Genomic DNA, 13,431 nt, shown 5'->3' on the forward strand with positions numbered 1-13,431 from the left:
TATGGCAAAAGCACCTTTCCCATCTGATGACATGGCATTGACCACAATTCTTGTGGTTTCGAATATGACCAGGTCAAAAAAATTCTACCAAAAAGTATTAGGCGCTGAAATATTTCGTGAATACGGCGGAGATTCATGTGTATTAAAGTTTTTGGACAATTGGATCTTGCTTGTAACCTCAGGAGGAGAAACCATAGATAAACCCAACACGCAATTTGTCCCACCTAAAAACTCAAACCTGGTAAGTCATTCATTTACTATCAGGGTCAAAGACTGCATGGGGTGCTACGAAACACTAAAAGAAAGAGGAGCAAACTTCCTAACTCCTCCGGTGAATTGGGGTCAGGAGATTCGCGCCTTTTTCAAAGATCCGGATGGTCATTTTTTTGAGATCAGCCAGGCGTGATCTCGATCATTATACCTACCCTCAATGAAACGCAATTCCTGAGAAGGACTATTGTGCATACACAGAGGATAGCATCTGATGTATCGAATCTCGAGATCATAGTTGTTGATGCAGGTAGTACAGACGATACGCTTCCCTCTATAGAAGATTTAGCTGTGCTGCGTTTTGAAAGACCCGATTTTGTCCTAAAAAAATATGCCAGCCTGAATTATGGTGCGGAAAAGGCCAAAGGTGAAATAATATTGTTTCTAGATGCCGACACCTTGTTACCCGAAGATTTTGACGCAATGATCATATCAGCTTTTAAGAGTTCTAAAACGTTAGGCGGAGCATTTGAGTTTGCTTTTGAGTGTCCAGACTGGAAATTGTGGATACTGTCTATCGGCAATCGGATTCGGTATCGGTTTGGAAGGGTTTTTTATGGTGACCAGGCGGTATTCTTGAAGAAAAAAACTTTGAATGATATTGGCGGTGTTCCTAATGAGCCTTTGATGGAAACTGCATTCTTATGCCGACGGCTCAGTAAAGATGGAAAGCTGGCTCTGCTTCGTCCAGGAATTCGCACTTCTCCACGGAGATTTCAGGAGCACGGATTTTTTAAGGTGCTCTGGTTTGACCTCAATATGTTCATTCGTTTTAATTTAGGCCTTCCCGTTTCCAATTATGCAGCGGCATATTGGGGCAAAAACCTTAGAGTGAGTAAATGAGTCAGCCTTTAGTTTCTATAATCATGGCGGCAAGAGATACCGCAGCATATCTTCCCAAGTGTTTGGATTCCATTATTCGACAGACCTATAAAAAATGGGAGCTCATCGCCATCAATGATCACAGCAAAGACAGAACGCCAGAAGTTTTGAAATGGTACGCTGAAAAAGACGACCGCATTAAAATCGTACATAGTCGGCGCGAGAAATTAATTCCTGCTTTAAAAGAGGGTTATGCGCAGGCAAAAGGAGAGTTGATTAACCGCATGGACTCAGATGATTACATGCCGGATGATAAGCTGGAAGTGCTTGTTACCGAATGGCTGAAGCATGGGAAAGGGCACATCGTTGCTGGAGGAACGGAGCACTTTGTTGAAAAAGGAGAGGTGGGTGACGGCTTTCGAAGGTATGAGCAGTGGCTCAATAAGGTAGCAAAAGAAGAAAAGCATTATCAGGAGATTTATCAGGAATGTGTCATCCCCTCTCATTGCTGGATTATTCATAAAGAAGACTTTGATGCAGTGAACGCATTCAATCCTGAGATCTATCCAGAAGATTATGATTTGTGCTTTCGCTTTTACAGGGCAGGATTAAAAGTTCATGGTATAGATAAGGTGCTACATTATTGGCGTGACCGATCGGACCGTATTTCACGAACGTGGGAAGAATATAAAGACAACCGCTATTTTGAAATGAAGCTTAGATACTTCTATCAAATTGACCGTGATCGGACCCGGCCTTTATTGCTGTGGGGTGCCGGGCGAAATGGAAAAGACCTGGCCAAACTCCTATTTGAAGAGGAAGACACCTTTCATTGGGTGTGTGATAACAAGAGAAAAGTTGGGAAGGATGTTTATGGAATTACCATCCAGCATCAGGACAGCATTCCCGATATTAAAAACCCTCAAATTCTAATCGTTGTGACCTCACCAGATGAGAAAAAAGAGATAAGAGATAAGCTTGAAGCATGGGATAAAAAGCCAGTGAAAGATTTTTGGTTTTTTGCCTGATGAAGCAAAGGTCTCATATCCTGCCCATCATTGTACTCGCTCAATTCTTTTGCACCTCGCTTTGGTTTGCGGGTAATGCAGTGATGCCCAATCTGGCCGTCAAATTGAACCTAAAAAATGCTGACCTAGGGTACATGACCAGCTCTGTACAACTAGGATTTATTGTTGGCACGCTGGTATATGCAGCGTTGACCATTGCAGATCGATTTCATCCATCTAAAGTATTTTTTGCAAGTGCAATTTTGGGGGCCTTCGCCAATTCCTTGATTGTGCTTGACATTTCCTTTTTACAAATACTTGTTTTTCGTTTTCTGACAGGATTTTTCCTAGCAGGAATTTATCCTGTAGGTATGAAAATAGCTTCAGATTATTTTGAGAAGGGATTAGGAAAAGCATTGGGATTTTTGGTTGGTGCTCTGGTGGTCGGCACAGCATTGCCACACCTAATTGCAGGTATGGACCTATCGTATGACTGGAGGATTGTGATGTATTTCACCTCGTTTCTAGCCTTCATGGGAGGCCTACTTATCTGGGTTTTAGTACCGTCAGGGCCGTTCAGAAAGAAGGGGTCCAAATTGAGTTTTGGTGACTCCCTGAAGGTCTTCCAGAACCGAAATTTTAACGCTGCTGCATTTGGCTACTTCGGGCACATGTGGGAATTATATGCATTCTGGGCATTCGCACCTGTGATGCTTATGACTTACAATAGATTACATCAATCAGATGTAGATATTTCAGTCATATCATTTCTGATTATTGGACTTGGGTCCTTATCATGTGTTGCCGGAGGGTATTTATCCCAGCGATATGGAGAAAGAAAAGTTGCTGCTATTTCCTTGATTATCTCCGGTATTTGTTGCCTGCTTTCACCAATGATTTTTCACCTAAATCAACCGCTTTTCTTAGCTTTTCTTCTCATATGGGGTCTTGCCGTAATTGCTGATTCTCCTCTTTTTTCTTCACTGGTAGCACAAAACGCCATGCCGGAGCTTAAGGGAACAGCATTGACAATGGTCACATGCATTGGATTTGCGATTACGATTGTCAGTATTCAGTTGTTAAGTTTTCTTATTGAAATGGCCTCCTCTGAGTTTGTCTACATGATCTTGGCCTTTGGTCCCGTACTTGGCGTTTTAGCCTTGTTTAGAACAATGAGCAACTAGTTGAATTTTCATTTACGTTGTACTTATTCGTAACTTGGTGATACACCAACCCTACTATCATGAAAAAAATCACAATCATCACACTCTTTCTGAGCTTGTTTGCATATGAGCTTACAGCTCAAATCAATGCCCGGATGCTCCGCGAGCCGGATGTATCACAAACTCAAATCGCTTTTGTCTATGCGGGAGATATTTGGGTGGTCTCAAAAGAGGGAGGTACTTCCAATAAGCTAAGCTCCCCGTCGGGCGAAGAAAAGTTTCCAAAATTTTCTCCAGACGGAACCATGATCGCATTTACAGCCAATTATGATGGCAATTGGGATGTGTATGTTATTCCCTCTACAGGAGGGGTGCCGAAACGATTAACATCACACGGAAGTGGTGACATGGTGTTGGATTGGCATCCGGACGGAAACAAGGTCCTTTTCGCGTCTTCTCGAGAAAGCGGACGTCAAAGATTTTCTCAGCTTTATGAGGTTTCTATTGACGGAGGACTGCCAACAAAATTAGCTCCGCCATACGGGTCGCTTGCATCTTATTCACCTGACGGATCAAAACTTGCCTTCAATTTCAAATCCAGGATTAACCGTACCTGGAAGCGATACAAAGGAGGCTGGGCTCCAGATGTCTGGACATACGATTTATTTACAAATACATCTACCAACATTACCAATAATGCATCCAGCGATGAATTCCCTATGTGGGCCGGTGAGAAGGTGTATTACCTGTCAGATAATGGCCCCAACGCACGATACAATATTTGGTCATATGACTTGGCGTCTGGAACCAACACTCAAATCACCAATTATTCAGAGTATGACATTCACTTTCCATCCCTAGGACCAAGTGAAATTGTCTACGAAAATGAGGGAAAACTTTACTTGCTAAACCTTGGCAATCAGCAATCCAATGAAGTGGTTGTCAATGTCATTACTGATCAGCTGTCACTTGCTGACAAAGTGGTTGATGCGAACGAGAATTTAAGCTGGTTTGATATTTCCCCTGATGGCAAGCGAGTAATTATGTCTGCCCGAGGAGATGTGTTTACCGTACCTGCAGAAGAAGGGGTCACAAGAAACCTTACCCGTACAAGCGGATTTTTTGAGCGGACGCCATCATGGTCACCCGACGGTAAGAAGATCGCCTATTGGTCTGATGAAAGTGGAGAGTATCAATTGAAAATCTATGACACTGAAACAGATAAAGCCGAAACTGTAACCAACTACACATCCGGTTTCCGATATGCACTCTTTTGGTCTCCGGACAGCAAAAAGGTTGCCTTTGTCAATCAGGCGATGGATTTCAAATATTTTGATCTAACCAGCAGACAAACAGTCAATATAGATCAGGGACTATACCTGTTTCATGGTGGACTATCCAATTATGCTTTTTCATGGTCTTCTGATAGTAAATGGATTGCCTATACCAAAGAGAATGGCAATCGTAACAATTCCATTCATGTGTTCAACACCCGCGCTAAGACCAGTCATCAGTTGACAAGCGAGTATTACAATGATTTTTCACCCACATTTGATCCGGACAACAAGTACTTGTTTTTTCTTACCAATCGCAACATTAGTCCCGTCTATTCAGATTTAGATAACACGTTTATCTATCCCAACAGTACCATGCTGGCCGCTGTGCCGCTCACTGCATCAATTGATAGCCCACTTAAACCGAAAAATGATGAGGTTGAGGTTAAGAAAGAGGAGTCAGAAGACGATGGAAAGAAAAATGGAAAGAAAAAGGACGATGAAGAAAAACCCAAAAATGAAGCAGTAGCAATTGATCTAGCAGGATTTGAAGATCGTATGGTGCTTTTACCGGTTGAGGCAGGAAATTATGGTGCCCTTGAGGCTGTTTCCGGCAAAGTGGTTTTTGCCCAATTTCCTAACTCAGGTTCAGGGGAAAGAAACTCTGCCTTGAAATATTATGACATAGAAGACCGGGAAGTAAAAACCATTGTCGATGACATGAATGGTTTTGAAATATCTGCTGGTGGAAAAAAAGCAGCCATCTCTAAAAGAGGCAGCATTGCTGTGGTCGACATAGCTGAAAATCAAAAACTGGATAAATCAATTAATCGGTCAAACATGAAAATGACAGTCAATCCAATGCAGGAGTGGAAACAAATTTTTGCTGATGCCTGGCGACTGCAAAGGGACTATTTCTATGACGAAAATATGCATGGGGTGGATTGGAATGCGATCCGAACCCAATACGGAAAACTCATTGATCAATGCGTCACACGTTGGGATGTAAATTTTGTGCTTGGAGAAATGATTGGTGAACTCAATGCCTCGCACACCTACAGAAGAGGTGGTGATCTGGAAAGTGCCTCCAATATCAACGTAGGATACTTAGGTGTGGATTGGGAGAAATCAAATGGAGCTTACCGGATTGCAAGAATTGTACGAGGAGCTTCATGGGATGCAGAAACAGAATCCCCATTGGATGCACCAGGTGTGAACGCTGGAGTGGGTGATTACGTACTAGCCGTGAATGGTGTTCCGTTGGATACATCCAAAGAGCCACATGCTGCTTTCCAGGGACTTGGAGGTCAAACGGTTGAGCTTAAAGTTAACAGCAGCCCATCAATGGCCGGAGCTAGAAAAGTGCTGGTAAAGACACTAAATAGCGAGTCTCGTTTACGCCACTTGGAATGGATCGAAAACAACAGGAAGATAGTGGATGAAGGTACCAACGGAAGGGTGGGCTACATCTATGTACGAAGTACCGGAATTGATGGTCAGAATGAGCTATTGAGACAATTCGCCGCACAGTATCATAAAGATGGACTCATCATCGATGAGCGATTTAACAGTGGGGGTCAAATCCCGGATCGGTTCATTGAAGTGCTCAATCGTAAGCCTTTGGCCTATTGGGATGTGCGGGATGGTAAAACCTGGCAATGGCCTCCGGTTGCCAACTTTGGCCCCAAAGCGATGTTGATCAATGGATGGAGCGGCTCTGGAGGAGATGCGTTTCCTGATTATTTCAGAAAGTCAGAAGTAGGGCCACTGATTGGCACTCGTACCTGGGGAGGCTTAATCGGGATATCCGGTGCTCCATCACTTATCGACGGTGGAGGTGTTACTGTACCTACTTTTAGAATGTATGATCCTAACGGGGAATGGTTCAAAGAAGGACATGGAGTAGAGCCGGATATTGAGGTGAAGGAAAATCCGGGTGAGCTTGCGCAGGGAATTGACGCTCAACTGCAGCGAGCCATCGAGTGGATTAATGAAGCATTGAAGAACTACCAGGGAATGCCTCCTTCCCCATCGAAAGAAAACAGATAACCTAAAGCCCGCAAATGCGGGCTTTTTTATTTCCGCTTCATCTTAAACACTTCTGTCCTTCTACTGCCATCCTTCATTTTCAGATCCAGCCTGATTTCCATCTCTATATCGGACTTTCTTTCAAAACTTAATCCCTTTAGTAAAATTTTATCCTCTGTAAACGCAATTGCCTTGAAATGAACAAAATCTTCCTTCGTTTCCCAGCCGGTCATATCCGGATTGAAATGCTTTAAACGAAGGCCTGTTGAATCTAATAGCATGAATTCGTAGAAGTTAATACTGCCATCACCGTTGTGATGCCGGTAAGCACACATCATAGTTCCGTCTGCGTCTGGTTGTGACCAGAGCTCTTCTGAGGTGCCTCCAAATCCATCTCCAGTCCAGTTACCCGCTAGCCACGCATATGGGAGATTTCCTTCCTGGGCATGGGTAACCAAATAGCCGAATAAGAACAATAGAAGTAATGACTTTTTCATGTTTTATTTTTTGTATGTTGACGAAACAACCAGGGTAATATGGACACTAATTCTTTAATTTTTTTACTCGCTCAGGCTCATGAGCAATCCACGTATTTAACAGGCCATGCATCATGTGTATAAACTTGGTGGTTTGTAGTTCCGTTTTCTCCTGGTTTTCTAAGAAATTTTTGATGTCAGTTAGTGCGGTAAGTTTCTCCAATTTTTCATTGGTCAACATCCAGGATCCCATTGACCATTCTGAAAAAACCCGTTTATCATAAAAACCCTGAATCCAAACCACAAGCTCCTTATGACGGACATCTTGATTTATAATCTCTAAAAGATTTAACACATCCTCTTCTCCACCCTCAAGGTATTGTAGGTAGTGCCCTTCAATGCCCAGAAGCATCCCTGTGATGTTAAACTCTTTGTTATTCCGAATGGATGCTTCAGTGATCTCATCCACAATTTCCATGGTCATTGGAACTCTGGGTTTGCTCGTATAAATGAGATAGAAGATCATAAGGCAGATGTCTTTGATCCAAGTTAAGAAAATCAATCCTCAGAATTAATAAAGCAAAGCTTATTTCTAACCACTAGATGAAAATGCCGAATAGTTTGTCAGCTTTTTAGATATTTATGGCTATGAAAGGGTTGATAAGATTCCTAACATTCATGGCCTTTGTTTATTTAATCATCACGGGTGTTATTTCTCTCATCAATGAACAGACAGAGTCCCCTGCATTTTGTCAGGATTCCTTTCGAGTCATCAATTCTGGAGAGGACCGTTTGCATGAAAGGAGTTGGGATTTTGCGGACTATTCAAAATCTTTCTGTGCCAATTACATGTCGGTGGAGTCCGTTAGCCTGGCAACAGGCAAGGCCAGAAATGAAATCGTCTATGACATTGATTATTCTTATGAGAATTTCTGGGGTTCGGTATACGACCAGCTCGTTAGAGACAGCAATGTTGAATTTTTAGTGGATTCACTAAAGGAAATTTCTATAAAGGAGTCGCTCAATCGACGGGAGCTGGCAGAGCTTGTTGTCACGTTTGTTCAGGATATCCCATATAGCTACGTGCGAGCGGAAGCTTGCTCTGAAGAAAACAATAAAGGGAAACCCTGCATTGGAAACATAGCTTTAGGTATTCTTTCTCCTTATGAATTTATTCATTCACTTTATGGTGATTGTGATACTCGTGCAGTGCTGATTTTTGCAATGCTGGATGAAATGGGTTTTGACCTCATGATCGTAGTGAGCAATGAATATGCGCATGCCATGCTGGCACTCAACCTTCCCGCATCTGGTGACTATATACTGCACAATGGTAAAAATTACTATTTCTGGGAAACGACCGGCAAAGGGTGGCCGCTGGGCATGTTGCCTCCAAATTCCAACAATATCAACTATTGGAAAATAGCGTTGGTCAATGATGAGCAACCAACTATTTGAATTGAGTAACTTTAGAAATCATGAATCCTAACCTGGCCATATTAGCACTCATTGAGATCATTTCAGCCATTACGATTGGCATCTTCATTTTAGCCCTCACCTATAAAATAGTTCAATGGGTAGGTCGCAAATATTATGGGATCAAGGACTACAATTTATCGTACAGCATATTCGTATCAGCCATCATTATTTCTGTTGGGATTATGATTAGTGGGATCGTTCAGCCGTTGATTTCATCTTTCAGGCTACTGAATCAAAGCTCAAACAGCTTCATGCTGGCATTCGAGTACATCACAATTGGGGCCGTTTACATTGCGATTGCTTACACGGCCACCATTCTAATTGGACTGATAAGCACCTTTCTTTATAGCAAGTTGACTCCCATCAGTGAGTTTGAAGAAATCAGAAACAACAATGTTGGCGTTTCTCTTATTATCAGCAGCATACTCATCACGCTCACACTTCTAACAAAGAGTGGAGTAATACTTCTAATTGAGTCAATCGTTCCATACCCGGAATTGCCACCGATCTAATCACTCTTCTCTCAATAACAGTAGCAGGATTGGTTCTGACTGTTCTCCTCTTAAGAACAAATAGAATGAGTCTCTCGGATACTGATTTCTTCTCGCCTTTCGAAAAAAGCGCGTTAGTCAGTATACCGAAACGTACCCCCTAAGGCTTTCGACTTTATTTTCACTTTTTCATGAAGTCATTAGGGGCGTTCTGGATGGATTCAGCCTTAGCTCCAACCAAAAACAATGACCAACATGAAAGCCTATTTATTTCTGCTCTGTTCACTTTGTTTTCAATTAGCCACATCCCAAAACGTCGTTTACTTTCCCGGCTTTGAACTCATCAATGTAGATGAGCAAACCGCAGGCTTGCAGTACTCCACCTCCAAGTTGATGAAATCTTATATTGAAGATAACCACCGCTATACCATCTTGCTAGATGAGCGAATTGGTGGAGAAGGATACCTGGGTAGGGAATCTTTACAACAATCTGTTGCAAATGCAACAGAGCAAAATGCGCGCTTTTTTATGCGTGGTGAGATTCACTTTCTGCAGGGGGTGTACATTATTTCTTTAGGCGTGTATGAAACTGCCAGCATGGAACAGGTTTGGCATGACATGGCAAAAGGGGCAGCCGAACAAGACCTTGATCCATTGCTGTCCCGCTTAGGCAGGTCTTTTTTTACCAGCCGGACCGCAAAAACGGACATTGAAATCGATGAGGTGACGACCTATGATCAGAAAGGAATTGAACTGGCGCAGATCAGGGTCAACCACTTTGTGGGAGTCATGCTCGGAGGAAAAGCAATTCCCAATGAGAGTACGCTATCCGGTTTTGGATTAGCCTACACTTACGATGCTACTACAGTGCTATTCAACTTTGATTTTGAATTGTTTCCTTCTTCAACGATTTCCTTTAATCACAGCAACCCGGGTCAGAAAATGCAAAGCGGAGGAGTTTCACTAGGGGTGACCTATCCACTCACGCGCAAACGCTCAACTTTCTTTGTGAATGGTGGAATGGAATATGGATATACCACTATAAAGCAAGAAGATGCTGAATGGGGTAACAGAGAGTCAAAGTCCGGGATTGGTGCCTATCTGGGTGGGGGGTTTTTGATCAATAGGAACTCCACAGTAAACTTGAGAATACTCACCGCGGTATCCATCCCATTCTATCGCGTCAACAACACGAATGTTACCGGCATCAAATTCGGGATAGTGACCTCCTTTGCGAAGAAGCGGTAGTTATCTTAAGACTATTGCTCCTTTGTGGGCAGTCCGACGTTTCGCGGTTAGGGGGAGGATAACAGCAAGGATGTTTCTACATGACTTTCTTAATCCATAAACGTTGCATTTTGCAATGCTTTGGAGGTCATATTACTATAGCCGATACATACCTCATCAGATGAATCCACGTCTGATACTACGTTATTATCGATCAACAGCTGACACAAACGTCTGGCTTCACCAATGGGAATCTCCACTTCAAATTCTTTAAAAAAGTACCTTGAAACATCAGAAGCGGTCAGGTTGCTTTTGCTTCTGTGATTAGATATATAATCCAGATGTCTCAGGATCGCATGGAGTTTTTGATTCTGCGTCATGTATTAAAGTTAATTGAAATCCAATTTAAATTGAGATAAGGCCTTATTCATACATATACGATTAAGAATAGCAATGCGTCTAGAGATGCTTCCTTTTGTCTGCATGACAGCACGGAAATAAAAACAAAGCCCTAGCTTTCTAATCTCACAGAATAAAGTTCGAAGTGTCATCCTAAGTGCAGCGAAGGATCTCATTATATTTAGAAATTGAAAAATCACAATTACTTCATTTATATCACCACGAATAAATCAAAGAAAGTCCTTTACACTGGGATGACCAATGATTTAAGGACTCGCCTTCTTCAGCATGAACAAGGTGCACTTGGTGAAAAGAGGACTTTTGCTGGTAAATACAATTGCTACTTTTTAATCTATTGGGAGAGACATCAATATGTAGATCATGCAATTGAAAGAGAGAAAGAAATCAAAGGATGGAAACGATTCAAAAAGGAAAACTTGATCAACTCCATAAATCCTGAATGGAGGTTCCTGAATGATGAGGTTGATTGAATTGCATCTCCCTGAGAATCATAGTTCATTCTGAACACAGTAAGAATCTAGAGATGCTTCGTTCCTCAGCATGACAGCTCAGAAAAGAATTGCAAAGCGCTAAATGATCGTATATCTCCGAATAAAGATCGAAGTGTCATCCTGAACGCAGTGAAGGATCTATTCCAAAAAACGGTATAGGTTGGTATATTTAGAATATGTAAAGTATTACCAACTCCCTTAAAGCCTTTCTCTACGACAGGTAATCTTACCTTTTTTTGCGAACTTCTTGTTTGCTTGGTCGGTAGCGAATTGGAAAATCATTTACATAACACTTTTTGTAGATACGTATGAATTTGAACCGCTTACCAAAATTCAATTCATTGAAAGAGAATACATTAATTGGTATGATAATGCATTTTGGCCATTTTTAGGAGCCATCTTCCTTACAATGGGAACGCCCCGGATATTAAACAAAACTATAATCCCTGTTTATGAGGGTTACTTAAGCCAAAGAGCTGCTTTGCGTTTGAAGATTAGGAAAGTAAAACCATATTCTAAAAAGAAAGTAAATGATTTAATGGATGAACTAATGAGTTCTAATACCAAATATGTTGATCTGCAGAATGATCTTGAGAATGCGAATAAATCAATTATTCGACTTCAATAACTCACTTGCTGATATTGATAATAAGCATAAATTACAATCATCAAAACTTAATGCAATTCAATCATTTTTGAATTCTAATGATGCTAAGGAAGCTCTTGTCTTCTTAAAGAAAAATGGAGAAACAGATTCAAAACAAATTAAAACCGGTTCGTTGAGAGTTCTTGATAAAGCTGGCTTAATTGAAAAAGAATAGCACTGAGAATTTTACAACGATTTACCTATCTCCAATGGGAAATGACTTTGCAAATATTCTTTTAGAAAAATATGCTTAGTTATCTCCCCAAAACCCTCGCCGGCAGCATAAACAGCGCCCGGATAAATGCAAAGACCCCTTCTACAGCAAATCCAAGGATTCTAAATGGAAGCAAAAGCAGCCAAATGATCGGATAAAAGAATAAAAGGGCAAGTGCAAGCGGCCAGCAGATAACGAGGAGGATGAACCAGAGTAGAATTTTCATAAATGATTTTACGATTAGAGAAACGGTTGAGTTACCTGTATCATAAGCGGACAGGTTAAAGTAAAACCGTCCTTTTTTGGACGATGACCTTGAAATAGTGCCGGCTCCTAGCCTTAGGGTGTCCTGTTTGTAGAGAGTGTGTCATGCTGAATTTATTTCAGCATCTATCTTATTCCTGACCTGTGATTTTTATCTTTAACAACATGAAGCTACCTATCTACCAAGTCGACGCATTTACTGATCATTTATTTGCCGGCAATCCGGCGGCTGTCGTCCCTATCGGTGATGAATGGCCCATGGATGATGTGCTGCAAAAAATTGCCATTGAGAATAATCTTGCCGAAACAGCCTTTTTCCAGGATCGCGGTGATTTCTTTGACCTTCGTTGGTTTACACCCGAGTTTGAGATCGACCTGTGTGGCCATGCGACATTGGCTTCTGCACATGTGATTTACAATCATCTGGGATATAAAAAAGATCAAATTGACTTTGAGACCATGAGCGGTCCGTTGGTGGTTAAACGAAAAGATCATTTGTTGCAACTGGATTTCCCTTCCAGAAAGCCAGATCCCGCCGAAATGAAGGAAGGCTTGCTTCAGGCCTTTAATCATGCACCAAAAGAAATACTGAAGTCCAGGGACTATGTGATGGTTTATGAGAGTGAAGCAGACGTTCGCTCGCTGAAAGTAAATGCAAGCCTGCTAAGTCCCGAACACTTTGATAGAGGAGGAATCATTTGCACGGCTCCCGGAGACGGGGTGGATTTTGTTTCCCGGTTTTTTCTTCCCGGAGCATCCGTTTTTGAAGATCCGGTGACCGGCTCTTCACATTGTTCATTAATCCCATACTGGTCTGAAAAGCTGGGGAAGAAAGAAATGATCGCTTACCAACTCTCCGAGCGGAAAGGTTACCTCAATTGCACAGACTTAGGAGATCGGGTGCTAATCGCAGGAAATGCGGTGACGTATATGAAAGGAGAGATTGAGGTGTAAGAAAAAACGAAATATATGTAGGTAAAACACTCCGTTAAAAATAAAAAGCCCTGACGAAGCTAGCTTGTCAGGGCAAAATTTGTTCCAAATGTTTGGGTGGAAGACCGGACTCGAACCGGCGACCTCCTGAACCACAATCAGGCGTTCTAACCAACTGAACTACAACCACCATAAATTTTTCAGGTGTTCCTGAAAAGTAAGCCGT

At 41.9% G+C, this 13,431-nt stretch carries 15 protein-coding genes and 1 tRNA gene; 11 read left to right on the forward strand and 5 right to left on the reverse strand.

The features are described 5' to 3' along the window. Nucleotide 1: 1 nt before the first annotated feature. From ACXAH9_RS09845 to ACXAH9_RS09865, 5 genes are read left to right on the forward strand one after another with little or no spacing between them, the layout of a single operon-like run. The gene (locus ACXAH9_RS09845) at nt 2-406 is read left to right on the forward strand and encodes a VOC family protein (protein WP_474894694.1); all 405 of its coding nucleotides are present in this window, start codon (nt 2-4) and stop codon (nt 404-406) included. Then, nucleotides 403-1,113, forward strand: coding sequence for a TIGR04283 family arsenosugar biosynthesis glycosyltransferase (locus ACXAH9_RS09850; protein ID WP_474894695.1), 711 nt, complete (start codon nt 403-405; stop codon nt 1,111-1,113). The genes ACXAH9_RS09845 and ACXAH9_RS09850 overlap by 4 nt, the downstream gene beginning before the upstream one ends. Then, the gene (locus tag ACXAH9_RS09855; protein WP_474894696.1) at nt 1,110-2,120 is read left to right on the forward strand and encodes a glycosyltransferase; all 1,011 of its coding nucleotides are present in this window, start codon (nt 1,110-1,112) and stop codon (nt 2,118-2,120) included. The genes ACXAH9_RS09850 and ACXAH9_RS09855 overlap by 4 nt, the downstream gene beginning before the upstream one ends. Continuing rightward, on the forward strand, nt 2,120-3,283 hold the full coding sequence (locus tag ACXAH9_RS09860; protein ID WP_474894697.1) for an MFS transporter: 1,164 nt from the start codon (nt 2,120-2,122) through the stop codon (nt 3,281-3,283). Before ACXAH9_RS09855 ends, ACXAH9_RS09860 begins: the two co-directional genes overlap by 1 nt. Nucleotides 3,284-3,342: 59 nt before the next feature. Then, nucleotides 3,343-6,585 carry a S41 family peptidase gene (locus ACXAH9_RS09865; RefSeq protein WP_474894698.1) on the forward strand — a complete coding sequence of 1,081 codons (3,243 nt, stop codon included), beginning with the start codon at nt 3,343-3,345 and terminating at the stop codon, nt 6,583-6,585. A gap of 26 nt (nt 6,586-6,611) precedes the next feature. Here the strand turns inward: ACXAH9_RS09865 and ACXAH9_RS09870 are convergent, their stop codons facing one another. Next, nucleotides 6,612-7,061 carry a DUF6265 family protein gene (locus tag ACXAH9_RS09870; protein WP_474894699.1) on the reverse strand — a complete coding sequence of 150 codons (450 nt, stop codon included), beginning with the start codon at nt 7,059-7,061 and terminating at the stop codon, nt 6,612-6,614. Between the two features lie 46 nt (nt 7,062-7,107). Then, nucleotides 7,108-7,566 carry a BLUF domain-containing protein gene (locus tag ACXAH9_RS09875; protein ID WP_474894700.1) on the reverse strand — a complete coding sequence of 153 codons (459 nt, stop codon included), beginning with the start codon at nt 7,564-7,566 and terminating at the stop codon, nt 7,108-7,110. 122 nt (nt 7,567-7,688) lie between these two features. On the opposite strand from ACXAH9_RS09875, the gene ACXAH9_RS09880 reads away from it, so the two are divergent. The 3 genes from ACXAH9_RS09880 to ACXAH9_RS09890 all read left to right on the forward strand — a co-directional run bounded on the left by ACXAH9_RS09880 (nt 7,689) and on the right by ACXAH9_RS09890 (nt 10,258). Further along, nucleotides 7,689-8,498 carry a hypothetical protein gene (locus ACXAH9_RS09880; protein WP_474894701.1) on the forward strand — a complete coding sequence of 270 codons (810 nt, stop codon included), beginning with the start codon at nt 7,689-7,691 and terminating at the stop codon, nt 8,496-8,498. 20 nt (nt 8,499-8,518) lie between these two features. Further along, complete coding sequence (locus tag ACXAH9_RS09885; RefSeq protein WP_474894702.1) at nt 8,519-9,031, forward strand: DUF350 domain-containing protein; 513 nt, start codon at nt 8,519-8,521, stop codon at nt 9,029-9,031. Nucleotides 9,032-9,265: 234 nt separating this feature from the next. Then, a complete protein-coding gene (locus ACXAH9_RS09890; protein WP_474894703.1) occupies nt 9,266-10,258 on the forward strand; it encodes a hypothetical protein in 993 nt (330 codons plus the stop codon). Between the two features lie 89 nt (nt 10,259-10,347). On the opposite strand, the gene ACXAH9_RS09895 is transcribed toward ACXAH9_RS09890, so the two are convergent. Beyond that, complete coding sequence (locus ACXAH9_RS09895) at nt 10,348-10,617, reverse strand: hypothetical protein (protein ID WP_474894704.1); 270 nt, start codon at nt 10,615-10,617, stop codon at nt 10,348-10,350. Between the two features lie 207 nt (nt 10,618-10,824). On the opposite strand from ACXAH9_RS09895, the gene ACXAH9_RS09900 reads away from it, so the two are divergent. Both ACXAH9_RS09900 and ACXAH9_RS09905 read left to right on the forward strand, forming a co-directional pair. After that, nucleotides 10,825-11,127: a GIY-YIG nuclease family protein gene (locus ACXAH9_RS09900; protein WP_474894705.1), complete on the forward strand. Its 303-nt coding sequence runs from the start codon at nt 10,825-10,827 to the stop codon at nt 11,125-11,127. A gap of 617 nt (nt 11,128-11,744) precedes the next feature. Further along, the gene (locus tag ACXAH9_RS09905; protein WP_474894706.1) at nt 11,745-11,969 is read left to right on the forward strand and encodes a hypothetical protein; all 225 of its coding nucleotides are present in this window, start codon (nt 11,745-11,747) and stop codon (nt 11,967-11,969) included. A 79-nt stretch (nt 11,970-12,048) separates the two neighbouring features. Here the strand turns inward: ACXAH9_RS09905 and ACXAH9_RS09910 are convergent, their stop codons facing one another. Beyond that, a complete protein-coding gene (locus ACXAH9_RS09910; protein WP_474894707.1) occupies nt 12,049-12,234 on the reverse strand; it encodes a hypothetical protein in 186 nt (61 codons plus the stop codon). A gap of 203 nt (nt 12,235-12,437) precedes the next feature. Here ACXAH9_RS09910 and ACXAH9_RS09915 point away from each other — a divergent pair, with 203 nt between their 5' ends. Further along, the gene (locus tag ACXAH9_RS09915) at nt 12,438-13,226 is read left to right on the forward strand and encodes a PhzF family phenazine biosynthesis protein (protein ID WP_474894708.1); all 789 of its coding nucleotides are present in this window, start codon (nt 12,438-12,440) and stop codon (nt 13,224-13,226) included. Nucleotides 13,227-13,320: 94 nt separating this feature from the next. On the opposite strand, the gene ACXAH9_RS09920 is transcribed toward ACXAH9_RS09915, so the two are convergent. After that, a tRNA-His gene (locus ACXAH9_RS09920) sits at nt 13,321-13,396 on the reverse strand. Between the last annotated feature and the right edge of the window lie 35 nt (nt 13,397-13,431).

It is taken from the genome of Ekhidna sp. ABH4_415, assembly GCF_056161305.1.

Coding starts and splice junctions, on each gene's coding strand:
- ACXAH9_RS09915 (WP_474894708.1), top strand. CDS start 12,438: ATGAAGCTACCTATCTACCAAGTCGACGCATTTACTGATCATTTATTT.
- ACXAH9_RS09875 (WP_474894700.1), bottom strand. CDS start 7,566: ATGATCTTCTATCTCATTTATACGAGCAAACCCAGAGTTCCAATGACC.
- ACXAH9_RS09855 (WP_474894696.1), top strand. CDS start 1,110: ATGAGTCAGCCTTTAGTTTCTATAATCATGGCGGCAAGAGATACCGCA.
- ACXAH9_RS09845 (WP_474894694.1), top strand. CDS start 2: ATGGCAAAAGCACCTTTCCCATCTGATGACATGGCATTGACCACAATT.
- ACXAH9_RS09895 (WP_474894704.1), bottom strand. CDS start 10,617: ATGACGCAGAATCAAAAACTCCATGCGATCCTGAGACATCTGGATTAT.
- ACXAH9_RS09905 (WP_474894706.1), top strand. CDS start 11,745: ATGCGAATAAATCAATTATTCGACTTCAATAACTCACTTGCTGATATT.
- ACXAH9_RS09860 (WP_474894697.1), top strand. CDS start 2,120: ATGAAGCAAAGGTCTCATATCCTGCCCATCATTGTACTCGCTCAATTC.
- ACXAH9_RS09870 (WP_474894699.1), bottom strand. CDS start 7,061: ATGAAAAAGTCATTACTTCTATTGTTCTTATTCGGCTATTTGGTTACC.
- ACXAH9_RS09885 (WP_474894702.1), top strand. CDS start 8,519: ATGAATCCTAACCTGGCCATATTAGCACTCATTGAGATCATTTCAGCC.
- ACXAH9_RS09880 (WP_474894701.1), top strand. CDS start 7,689: ATGAAAGGGTTGATAAGATTCCTAACATTCATGGCCTTTGTTTATTTA.
- ACXAH9_RS09890 (WP_474894703.1), top strand. CDS start 9,266: ATGAAAGCCTATTTATTTCTGCTCTGTTCACTTTGTTTTCAATTAGCC.
- ACXAH9_RS09865 (WP_474894698.1), top strand. CDS start 3,343: ATGAAAAAAATCACAATCATCACACTCTTTCTGAGCTTGTTTGCATAT.
- ACXAH9_RS09910 (WP_474894707.1), bottom strand. CDS start 12,234: ATGAAAATTCTACTCTGGTTCATCCTCCTCGTTATCTGCTGGCCGCTT.